This window comes from Bacillus sp. AFS001701 (assembly GCF_002559405.1).
Lineage (GTDB): Bacteria > Bacillota > Bacilli > Bacillales > Bacillaceae_G > Gottfriedia.
The window spans coordinates 1-11,250 of the sequence record NZ_NTZO01000130.1; the positions used below are offsets into that span (position 1 = coordinate 1).

Below are 11,250 nucleotides of genomic sequence, written 5' to 3' on the forward strand. Positions count from 1 at the left end.
TTCCTTATCGATTTACCCATTACTCTTTTTTTATATTTGTAAAATTATTTGCTTATTTTACTATAAATGTCAACCAATATACTACTCATTTATAGTTTATTTAACATTTAAAAAGGCGTGATAAAGCATCATCACGCCCTTTTAAGTTTGAAAAAAAATATTATTTTGTGCCTGTATCTCCGACTGATTGGGCAACTTGAATTAACTCACCTTGAGTTAAGTTTTTAGAAACAATCGTAAAATCTGTACCACCGTAAGACCATGTGATCATCTTATCTGATAATGCTCCTACCGTTTTACCTAAATCTACTGGTTCACCAGTGATTTCCATCGTTGTTCCAGACTCTGAAATTCGCGCTTTTTCCTCTATTAAAGTAAACGATTTTTTATCACCTTTATATGAAAGTATAACCTGAACACCATTGTCTGTTTTTACTTCTTGTTGATCATCTAACACAACACCCTTCATTAAATAATTAGGGTAAAGTGTAACTAATAAATTTGGATCATTATTTGGATTTGTTGATGTAGGTACACTTAAACGAGCACTTGTCATATTTTTCTTCACATCAAAAGCATCATTATCAAAATTCGCATTGTATTGTACTTTATCGAATTTAACATCCAACACAACATTCTTATCTGTATCTAATAGTTTTACTGATTCAGGTGTCAGACCTTTTTTATTAAACGTAATTTCTTGTGTTGGGAGCAATTGTCTATTTGTGTAATTAGTTTTTGTTTCAAACACATAATCTTGCTTAGTTGTTTTAAACGTTGCATTCTTATCTTGTACTAAGTCATTAACTAATGATTCCGGTAAATATGGCTGACTGCTGTTTGATGGCCAATCACTTTGGAAGCGATAGCTTTTATTTAATGCTGGCGTTAAAACAAACACACCCTCTTTGTTTCTTAAAATAATTTGATTTTGATCACTCTTAGCATTCTTTAATTGTACGCGGTAGAAGGAAGGCTTTTTATGCCAAATGACTACTTCATACTTTTGAGGATCATTACCATTATTAATTGTTAATGTTGCATCAGCCTTATAGCCATTCATTTTTTCCATCTGATTGCTAAGTGAACCTACAACATCATCTTTCGATTTCTTGCCACATGCAGCCAATGATAGTACTAACATGATTGTTAAAAGCATCGCTACAAGCTTTTTCTTCATCTCCCCAGCTCCTTTATTCCTCTTAAATTGTAAAAAAGAGAATTTTATGCAAAGGCTTATGAATAAATGTGCGCGAGTAGCTTAGAAGTAAAATCTAGATTTATTCATGCACGTTGCAACCTTGCTTCTCATATCCTCATGAAACTATATGAGGTCAAGCTCTAAAATATGCAGACTAGCATGACAAGCTAATTTAAAAAATTTAAAGAAAACACGCTGATCACCGAGGGCTGTAAGTGAAGACAATGGTGTAGTTACACATATTAATTAATCCTTAAAATTTAGCAACTACATCGAGTACAAAAAAAAGAAGAGCCACTCAAAGGAGTGACTGTTTAAAAGGGTATTATATTTGCTGTAAGACCACTTGAGCAGCAGCATAATGTTCAGTATGCGTAATTGATAAAAACGGTATAAACGGCAAATCAACGGATAAAACAGGCTTACCTTTTTCGTCATTTAAGATTTCAATATCATGAAATCCTAATTCCTTCCCAATTCCTGTTCCAAAAGCTTTTGAACAAGCTTCTTTTGCGGCGAATCTTCCTGATAAAAATTCAAGTTTTCTTCGTTCTGATAAATTTTCGTATATTTCATATTCTGATTCAGTTAAAATCCTTTTCGCAAACCGTGGCTGCGAGCTAATAATTTCTTTCATTCGTTCAATTTCTACTAGATCTAATCCAATACCTACGATCATATTTCCACACCCTAACTTTCAAGTACTACGGTTTAAAATAAAAGCTTGAATCATTAATTTTTTCAATAGACGGATGGGCTTTCATATCATCCATTAATTGAAATAGTGCATTATCTTTTTGTTTTGCTTCAATCATACAATCAATTTGCCTAACCGAGCCATAAATTTCATTTAAAAATGTAATAAACATGTTAGGGTCCACAAAATCAGCATGAGCACGTATGTCTTTCTCATCTCTAGGACTTGATATATGCATTTTCATAGGCAAGTTTGAAGCTTTCCATGTATCGACTGCATAACCCCAATTTTGTATCCAATCTTCATTTGTATGATTAACTAGATGATGATGATAGTCAAATACAAGTGGAACTCCTAATTTTTCACAGGCAAATAAGGTTTCATCAAACGTAAAGGTAGTATCATCATTTTCAAACATTAGCATTTTTTGAATTTGCGCAGGAACAATGCTAAAATTCTCTATTAATTGTTCCAGGGATTTTTCCTTATCATCATACCCTCCGCCAATATGGAGTACACATCGTTGTTCTGTATTAATCTTCATCGCTTTTAAAAGCTGATAATGCATTTTCAAGGTTTTCACCGATGTTTTTAATAGCTCTTCATCAGTTGAATTTAAGATTACGAAATGATCCGGATGAAAATCAATCCTCATTTCATTCGTAATTGCAAATTTACCTAACTCAAGTAAACTTTCCTTTAATGGCTTTATGTAATTCCAGTCTGCTACTTCTTCATGGTTTGCTAAAGGGATTAATTTACTGCTCAGGCGAAAAAAAGATATATCATGTGCTTTGTTGTGCTTTAGTAGTCTTAGACAGTTATTAATATTAGTTTTAGCAATTTGTTCTAGCTTACGAATCGCCGCATCTTTATCCTTTTGTTTTAAAAACTGTGTAACCGTCATTGTTTTTGATGGTGAGGCGTTTTGTAAATTCATACTCATTGCGACATATCCAAGTCTTACTAACATTTTTATTCCAACTCTCATACGTTTTTAGTTAGTGTATGAAATCTACCAAAATTCACACATTACGAGAAAATAAAATTATAAACAAAAAAGGTACATGGATTTCACCATATACCTTAACTAGTTACTTATTTACTACTGTCTTGTGGTTTGCGTTGTCCACCACGGTTGTTATCACGAGATCCTTCGTTACGTTTGCCACGGAAGTTTCCTCCGCGGTTATCGCGGTCTCCACGACGTCCATCTCCACGACGATTATCGCTACGACGTCCATCTCCACCGCCACGTCTATTTTCGCCACGACGGTATCCGCCGCCACCGCCACCGTTTCCTCCGCGTCCGCCACGGTCACGTTTGACCATTGGTGGCTCATCAGTTAAACGAACTGGTGTTTCATTTGGCTCTTTTGTTAGCATTTTTAAAGCTGCAGCTACAACACTTACAGAATCATGCTCTTCAAGTAACTCTTCTGCAATACGTTTGTAGAATGCTAAATTATCACTTTCCATAGTCGAAGTTAATTTTTCAGCAATGATACGTTGTTGACTTTCAATTGCTTCGTCTAATGTAGGTGGAGTCATACGTTCCATACGACGTTTAGTTGTACGTTCGATATTTTTTAATTGATTAAACTCACGAGGAGTAATAAATAACATCGCTATACCTGATTTCCCAGCACGTCCTGTACGTCCAATACGATGAACATAGCTTTCAGGATCTTGTGGAATATCAAAGTTGTATACATGTGTAACTCCAGAAATATCTAATCCACGAGCTGCTACATCAGTTGCAACTAAAACATCAATTGAACCAGATTTAAATTTACGAAGTACTTGCTCACGTTTCGCTTGTGATAAATCACCATGAATACCTTCTGCAGCATATCCACGTAAGTTTAATGCTTCTGATAATTCATCAACACGACGTTTTGTACGACCGAAAATAATAGCTAATTCTGGTGTTTGAATATCTAATAAACGTGTAAGAACGTCAAATTTTTTCTTTTCTTGAACTTCAATAAAATGTTGTTCAATGTTAGGCATTGTAACTTCTTTTGCTTTTACTTTTACGATTTGTGGATTTGTCATGAAAGTTTCTGCAATGCGACGAATTGGGTCAGGCATAGTTGCAGAGAAAAGAAGTGTTTGTTTGTTTTCTGGAACTTCTTTTAAGATCGCTTCAATGTCTTCAATGAATCCCATGTTTAACATTTCATCCGCTTCATCTAATACAACTGTATTTACATTGTTTAGGCGAATTGTACGACGGTTAATATGGTCTTGAATACGACCAGGAGTTCCTACAATAATATGTGGGAATTTTTTTAAAGAACGCATTTGACGATTAATATCTTGTCCACCGTATATCGGAAGGATTTTTACACCTTTATTCATACCGATTTTGTGTAATTCTTCGCCAACTTGAATAGCTAGTTCTCGTGTAGGAGCGATAACAAGTCCTTGGACATTGTTACTATCTACATCAATTTTTTCTAGTAATGGAATACCAAAAGCGGCTGTTTTACCAGTACCAGTTTGCGCTTGACCAATTACATCATGGCCTTGTTTTGCTAATGGAATAGTCTGCGCTTGAATTGGTGTAGCTTCCTCGAAGCCTAATTTTTCAATCGCAAACAGGATTTTACTACTTAATCCTAATTCTTGAAATGTTGTCAATTTGGTTAATCTCCTTTGTATCTCAATTGATCTATAAAAATTTAAAAAATTATATGTTTCGTGACTGTTTCATATGGAAGGTTCGTTTTTAGTGGAAAACAATAGTCCGAAGTATCATGAAAAGGAAACAATATCTACCCATTATACGGACATTCTATCTAAAAAGCAAATGAAGTTATTTTCTAACAATTTGGTTTCCAAACTATATTTTACCCTAAAATTATCTTTAAATTCGCCATAAAATCATGTTTTTAGCCTTCTTCATCCCTTATATTACGAACAGTTTTCATTTATTAAATTACGCGTATAAAGTTTTCACTTCGTATATTTTTACATACCAGAAGCGAAGGGCAGAACGAATGGAATTAAGGAAAACTTTTTATCCCTTCTTATCCCGCCTTCCCTTCCTGATTATATGCCTACCCCTGATTTAGTAACGCATTTACAACTTCTTCTAATTTCATCCCCCTAGAAGCTTTAACTAATACTAGGTCATTTGGTCGGACTTGTAGTAATAAATCTTCAATTAACTTATTTTTATCTTCGAAGCTTTTTACTCTTGAAGAGTCCATTTGTTCAAAGGCTGATGTTGCTGCAAATTTACTTAATGGTCCAAAAGTATAAAGAAAATCGAAATGAAGATTTACAACTTCTTCTCCAATTTCTTCATGAAAAGCAATTTCTTGATCACCTAATTCTAACATGTCGCCAAACACTACAAATTTTCGATTATAACCTTTTAGTTCTGAAGCAAATAAAAGAGCCGCTTTCATAGATGTAACACTTGCATTATAGGCATCGTTAATAATTATTATTCCCTTTTCATTCTTTAATAGTTCCATACGCATTTTTGTCATTTCTAAATTCTGCATACCAGAACTAATTTCATCCCATGTTAATGAAAACTTTCTCGCAACTGCAATAGCTGCCATTGTATTACTAATATTATGTTTGCCTAGTACGCCCAATTTGAAACGGACATCTTTAGCTTTATTTATTTCAAATTCACTACCAGATTCATTCATTTCAATAAATGTTGGATATACATCATTGCTTTCGCTTAAACCAAAAGTTTCGATTGTATAGATTAAGTTTTTGTCTTTTGTACCTTCGATTAATAATGATTCATCACCATTAATGACAAGTAATCCATTCTTTGATAGTCCGCTAGCAATCTCAAGCTTCGCCTTTGCGATCCCGGCTCTTGAGCCTAGTTCCTGCATATGTGACTCACCGATGTTTGTAATTATTGCCGCGTCAGGTTCAGCTAAATTAGATAAAAATTCAATTTCTCCAAAATTGCTCATACCCATTTCTAAGACAGCAACCTCTGTATCTTCTGACATCGCTAATACTGTTAACGGAAGTCCGATATGATTATTAAAGTTCCCTTGTGTTTTATGTACTTTATATTTTGCTGAAAGAATGCTTGTTAAAATATCTTTTGTCGATGTTTTCCCATTACTTCCTGTAATACCAACTATTTTACCATTCCACTCACTTAAATATGATTTAGACAGTTTTTGTAATGCTACTAGAGTATCATCCACTAAGATGACAGATGCGTTAGTTGGTACATTTGAAAACTTTCTAGAACAAAGCACTGCACTAGCACCATTTTCAATTGCTTGAGGTAAAAATTGATGTGCATCGAATTTTTCACCGATTAGGGGTATGAATAATTTTCCATTTAAATCTATACGAGAGTCTGTTGAAACTCCGTTGATTGTTAAATCTTCACCCTTTAATTCGCTACCAGGGATCATGTTAACGATTTGAGATAAAGTACGTACGATTGACATTGTCACCGACTCCTCTTCTATAGCATTTTTCTTCTATTCACATGAAAACACTATTCAACCATGAATAGTGTTTTCAATTGTTAAATATTATATTTAATTTGTTGTTTTTGTTCGTAACGTTCAATTGCTAGGTCTATTAATTTTTCAATTAATTTTGGATATGTTAATCCAGTAGCCTGCCATAATTGAGGATACATACTGAAAGGAGTAAATCCAGGCATTGTATTAACTTCATTCATTAATACGCCACCATCTTCTGTTACAAAGAAATCAGCACGAGTTAAGCCTGATCCATCGATTGCTTTGAACGCAACTTCTGCATAGTGCTTAATTTTTTCATATGTTTCAGTTTCTACTGGAGCTGGGATAATTAAACCAGTATCGCCACTCTCATATTTTGCAGTATAATCATAAAATTCTACTGATGGTTTGATTTCGCCAACAACAGAACATTCAACTTGATCGTTACCTAATACAGCAATTTCAATTTCACGTCCAACAATATTTTCTTCAATAATTATTTTACGGTCAAATTGGAATGCTTCTTCAAATGAAGCCATTAATGCTTCACGATTCTTAGCTTTCGTAATACCAACACTTGAACCTAAGTTTGCAGGTTTAACAAATACAGGATAGCCTAATTCTTTCTCGACTACTTCATAGCAAGACTCTGCATTTGATTTCCACTCTGTTTTTAAGAAATGTACATATTTAGCTTGAGGAATTCCAGCTTGAGCAAATAAGTTTTTCATAATCACTTTATCCATACCAGCCGCTGAAGCTAATACACCATTTCCTACATAAGGAATATTTAATAGCTCAAGTAAACCTTGAACTGTTCCATCTTCACCATTTGGTCCATGTAATAATGGGAAAATAACGTCAACTGGGCCAGTTGAATCTTGATTTGAAGCTGCAGGAATAATTGATGAAGTTAACGCGACAGGAGCGATTTCATTTACATGTTGATCTTCATTTGAGAATTTTAAAGCTGCAACACTTTCTACTTTCCCCTCAATTTGTTTCCCTTGTAACCATTCGCCTTGTTCTGTTATATAAATTGGATACACATCAAATTTTGTGTGATCTAAAGCAGAAATAACGGCAAAAGCTGTTTGTAATGATACTTTGTGTTCAGCAGATTTACCGCCATATAATAATCCTAACTTAATCTTCATGATGTTCCCCCTACTATTTTTTGCTCTCCCTATTGTACCACTTTATACAAATGTGTATAAGCTTTTATGGGTAGAAACCTATTTTTCTTTACAACATATGCAATGATATCTGTTTTGTGATTTCTTTACAACTAAAAAAAGCATAGCTCTACTTAAGCTATACTTAGTTTATAGACAAGAATACAAAAACTTGAATTCAGAGACTGATGGCAAGCGTTTTCGGGCAGTCTGAAAAGAGCAATAAGCACTGCTCAATTCACGAAATAACAAAGAAACATGCGTCCTGAGAACTATTGCGCTATACCCTGTTGATTATCTCTAATCGCTACTTTTTCATCAAGTGAGCGATACATTATTCCTGAAAGAACAACTCCTGTTCCAAGAATTATAAAAAGCCATATTCCAAGTTTTAAATCAAATAAAAATCCACCTAATAAAGGTCCAAGAAATCCACCAATCGTCCATTTCATACTACCAACCGCCATATAGGTCGCTCTTAAATCTTCAGGTGCAATATTCGCCACAAATGTCATTTGAACTGGTGACATGACCATTTCTCCAAAGGTGTAGTATATGAAGATTATTGCCAAGAAAAATAGAATCATCCACTTACCTAATCCAACTGTAAGTAATAATGGAGGTGCAAGGCCGATTGATAAAATACCTAAGCCAAATAAGATGGTTCCATAAAACATCGTTTTTCCAATTGAACGATTCGATAAATAACTTGAAATCGGAAATTGCAAAAGAACAACTAACAATCCATTAAGCGACATTAAAAACGGGTAAGGATTCCACATACCAAAATGAGATTGAAAGGTTTGTTTAAAATAAAGTGGTAGCATTCCTTCAATTTGTGAGAAACCCATTGAAATAATCACGCCTGTAGCTACGTAAAAAATTAATAATTTATCAGATCTAATGATTTTCATAACCTTTTTAAAAGGTATTTTCGTTACTTCATTCTTTTCTTTAGCATTCTTTTCTGCAGGAAGTGTTTCTTTTAATAGAATTAATTGTGCAATACTATAAAGTCCTAAAGTGATTGCTGCAATATAAAATAAACTATCTTTCGAAAAGTAAACAACTGAACTTCCTAATAACGGACCGATCACAGTACCTATATTACTTCCAACCCTTAATAATCCATATGCTTCAGTTCTTTTCTCTGGTTCAGTAACATCAGCTACCATAGCAGAAGCTGCTGGACTAAAGAACGAATTACTAATACCTAGTAAAATTGATAAAATTAAAAATGCTGTATAGCCTTCTGCTAAAGCAAAGGATACTAAAATAAGAGATGTTCCAAGCGTCGAAAAAACCATCATACGTTTTCGACCATATAAATCTGCCAGTCTACCACCAGCCATCGAACCAAATAGTGATGCTATAGGTGAAATTGACATAATAAATCCTACCTTTAGCATTGAATCAACTTTTCCTTCTAGGTATAGTGCAAAAAATGGCATAAGCATCATCATTGCACTACTCGTAATCGTTTCTCCAATCACTCGAATCCATACATTACGATCCATACCTTTTAACTTTTTAAAAAAATTCATCCTTAAGCGGCACCTCCTAGTGCATCATAACTTCCATATTTTATATCGTATCGGAAGAATTTTAAGTTTCAAATTACTTTATACACGTATCCGATAAAATATGTTATACAAAACAAAAGGGCGTTCAAATTGACTTATCGCCATTTGAACACCCACTCTTTTTTTAACTTTTAAGCTTGTTCTTTTGAAGAAATTGAGAACATCAATCCCAAAAAAGTACCTAATAGAAATAAGGTTGAACAAGAGCCCATCAATACTATGCTCACCGTTAAGCTTACGCCCGTATGTAAGAAACCGCTTCCAGTGAAATATAGTAAAAAAAGAATTAGACCAATAAAAAAGGCAATACCAGAATATTGAGTATATGTTTCAACGATTTCATAATCAGTTCGCTTCATAATGATTAACCTCCTGTTTTTCGTCTTTTTTGTGAATTACAATACCTAATTTGTGACAACTTTGTGACACTTTTATATTAACACACTTATTTCGCAATTGTAAATATTTTCAGAAAACTTTTTAGAAAATATTTGGACAATATTAAGAAACTAATAATAAGATTAGACAAATAACATCCCCCTTCTATATAAACAAACAAAAAAACCGAGACGATAGTCATCTCGGTTCAAATTAAAATTATTTCAATTAGTCCGTATTTAGTTAAATATCCTTAGAGACTATTTAAGAAAGATACTCTTATAATTACCATAGCCCTCTTCATCCATTTTTTCATATGGAACAAATCTTAATGCCGCAGAGTTTATGCAGTAGCGAAGTCCCTCGGGTCCAGGTCCATCATCAAATACATGCCCTAGATGCGAGTCAGCTTCAGAACTTCTGACTTCAATACGTAACATTCCATGGCTATAGTCCTTCTTCTCTTCAATTTCACCTTTTAGAATCGGCTTTGTAAAACTTGGCCATCCACAGCCTGAATCAAATTTGTCTAATGAACTAAACAAAGGAAGCCCTGATACGATATCAACATAAATTCCTTTTTCTTTATGATTCCAAAACTCATTTCTAAATGGTGGTTCAGTTGCATCCTCCTGAGTAACAGCATACTGGATTGGTGTTAGTCTTTGCTTAAGCTCCTCTTGGCCCGTTTTCCACTGTTCCTTTAAAAATTTTTGACGACCAGATCCTTTAAAGTAAAGTTGGTAACGAACCGGGTGCTTTTTATAATAATGCTGATGATATTCTTCTGCTTCATAAAATGGTTTTGCAGATAAAATTTCAGTCACAATTGGTTTCTTGAAAACGCCACTTTTCTCTAGTTTATCTTTCGAAGCTAGAGCTTGCTCTTTTTGATTTTCATTATGATAAAAAATTGCAGTTTTGTATGAACTACCTCGATCATTAAATTGCCCACCTACATCTGTTGGGTCAATTTGTTGCCAAAATAAGTCCAATAATTTTTCATACGGATAGACTTCTGGATCAAATGTAATTTGAACAGCTTCATAATGACCTGTTAAATGAGTGCATACTTCTTCATATGTTGGGTTTTCTTTTTCCCCACCTGTATAGCCTGAAACAACTTTTATAATTCCGTCCTGTTGATCAAACGGTTTTACCATACACCAAAAACATCCACCAGCAAATGTAGCTAATTCTGTGCCCATACCTTTACTCCTCCTAAAAATTGTCATTAATTATATTTACCATATCTAGAAGGTGATATAAATATTTTTGCTTAAAAAAGACCAATTGCTAACTTGAAAAAATTAAGATTTGTATGTAAACTTATACGATAATTACACAGGAGGATATAAGATGTTAGAAGAATTTAAGAAGTTTGCTTTAAAAGGAAATGTACTTGATTTAGCAGTCGGGGTAATTATTGGGGGTGCTTTTGGTAAGATCGTATCTTCTTTAGTTGCTGATATTATGATGCCTATTTTTGCACTTATCATAGGAAAACAAAAATTAACTGCTTGGCATTATCATGAGATTAAATATGGCTCATTCATCCAAACAGTAGTCGACTTCCTTATCATCTCAATTTCAGTATTTTTCTTTGTTCGATTAATTAATAGACTTTCATTTAGAAAGAAAGAAGTAGAAGAAGCAAAACCTGTTGTTCCTACTAAAGAAGAAGCTCTTCTTATTGAAATACGTGATTTACTAAAAGAACAGGTTTCAAATCAAAAAGGTATAAGCT

At 33.8% G+C, this 11,250-nt stretch carries 10 protein-coding genes; 1 reads left to right on the forward strand and 9 read right to left on the reverse strand.

All coding sequences use genetic code 11. From position 1 onward, the window contains the following. Window positions 1–160: 160 nt before the first annotated feature. The 9 genes from CN514_RS10620 to msrA form a co-directional block, all read right to left on the reverse strand. Window positions 161–1,180: a LolA family protein gene (locus CN514_RS10620; protein WP_098232553.1), complete on the reverse strand. Its 1,020-nt coding sequence runs from the start codon at window positions 1,178–1,180 to the stop codon at window positions 161–163. 346 nt (window positions 1,181–1,526) lie between these two features. Beyond that, complete coding sequence (gene acpS / locus CN514_RS10625) at window positions 1,527–1,880, reverse strand: holo-ACP synthase (protein ID WP_098232554.1); 354 nt, start codon at window positions 1,878–1,880, stop codon at window positions 1,527–1,529. Between the two features lie 25 nt (window positions 1,881–1,905). Further along, window positions 1,906–2,871 (reverse strand): UV DNA damage repair endonuclease UvsE, encoded by a 966-nt coding sequence (gene uvsE, locus CN514_RS10630; protein WP_098232555.1) that lies wholly within the window; start codon window positions 2,869–2,871, stop codon window positions 1,906–1,908. A 125-nt stretch (window positions 2,872–2,996) separates the two neighbouring features. After that, the gene (gene cshA, locus CN514_RS10635; protein WP_098232556.1) at window positions 2,997–4,544 is read right to left on the reverse strand and encodes a degradosome RNA helicase CshA; all 1,548 of its coding nucleotides are present in this window, start codon (window positions 4,542–4,544) and stop codon (window positions 2,997–2,999) included. Between the two features lie 419 nt (window positions 4,545–4,963). Beyond that, window positions 4,964–6,346: a UDP-N-acetylmuramoyl-tripeptide--D-alanyl-D-alanine ligase gene (locus CN514_RS10640; RefSeq protein WP_098232557.1), complete on the reverse strand. Its 1,383-nt coding sequence runs from the start codon at window positions 6,344–6,346 to the stop codon at window positions 4,964–4,966. A gap of 80 nt (window positions 6,347–6,426) precedes the next feature. After that, window positions 6,427–7,527, reverse strand: a complete 1,101-nt coding sequence (locus CN514_RS10645) for a D-alanine--D-alanine ligase (protein WP_141437846.1) — start codon at window positions 7,525–7,527, stop codon at window positions 6,427–6,429. 287 nt (window positions 7,528–7,814) lie between these two features. Further along, window positions 7,815–9,086, reverse strand: a complete 1,272-nt coding sequence (locus tag CN514_RS10650) for an MDR family MFS transporter (RefSeq protein ID WP_098232558.1) — start codon at window positions 9,084–9,086, stop codon at window positions 7,815–7,817. A 170-nt stretch (window positions 9,087–9,256) separates the two neighbouring features. Further along, entirely contained in the window at window positions 9,257–9,484 is a 228-nt protein-coding gene (locus CN514_RS10655; protein WP_098232559.1) for a hypothetical protein, read from the reverse strand. 279 nt (window positions 9,485–9,763) lie between these two features. After that, window positions 9,764–10,711 carry a peptide-methionine (S)-S-oxide reductase MsrA gene (msrA, locus tag CN514_RS10660; RefSeq protein ID WP_286141638.1) on the reverse strand — a complete coding sequence of 316 codons (948 nt, stop codon included), beginning with the start codon at window positions 10,709–10,711 and terminating at the stop codon, window positions 9,764–9,766. Window positions 10,712–10,862: 151 nt separating this feature from the next. Here msrA and mscL point away from each other — a divergent pair. Further along, the coding region (gene mscL, locus CN514_RS10665; RefSeq protein WP_098232561.1) for a large conductance mechanosensitive channel protein MscL at window positions 10,863–11,250 on the forward strand (388 nt) is incomplete at its 3' end.

What these genes read in the sequence shown, in the direction of transcription:
- CN514_RS10650 (WP_098232558.1), bottom strand. Translation starts at nt 9,086, where the DNA reads ATGAATTTTTTTAAAAAGTTAAAAGGTATGGATCGTAATGTATGGATT.
- CN514_RS10620 (WP_098232553.1), bottom strand. Translation starts at nt 1,180, where the DNA reads ATGAAGAAAAAGCTTGTAGCGATGCTTTTAACAATCATGTTAGTACTA.
- msrA (WP_286141638.1), bottom strand. Translation starts at nt 10,711, where the DNA reads ATGGGCACAGAATTAGCTACATTTGCTGGTGGATGTTTTTGGTGTATG.
- acpS (WP_098232554.1), bottom strand. Translation starts at nt 1,880, where the DNA reads ATGATCGTAGGTATTGGATTAGATCTAGTAGAAATTGAACGAATGAAA.
- CN514_RS10640 (WP_098232557.1), bottom strand. Translation starts at nt 6,346, where the DNA reads ATGTCAATCGTACGTACTTTATCTCAAATCGTTAACATGATCCCTGGT.
- uvsE (WP_098232555.1), bottom strand. Translation starts at nt 2,871, where the DNA reads ATGTTAGTAAGACTTGGATATGTCGCAATGAGTATGAATTTACAAAAC.
- CN514_RS10655 (WP_098232559.1), bottom strand. Translation starts at nt 9,484, where the DNA reads ATGAAGCGAACTGATTATGAAATCGTTGAAACATATACTCAATATTCT.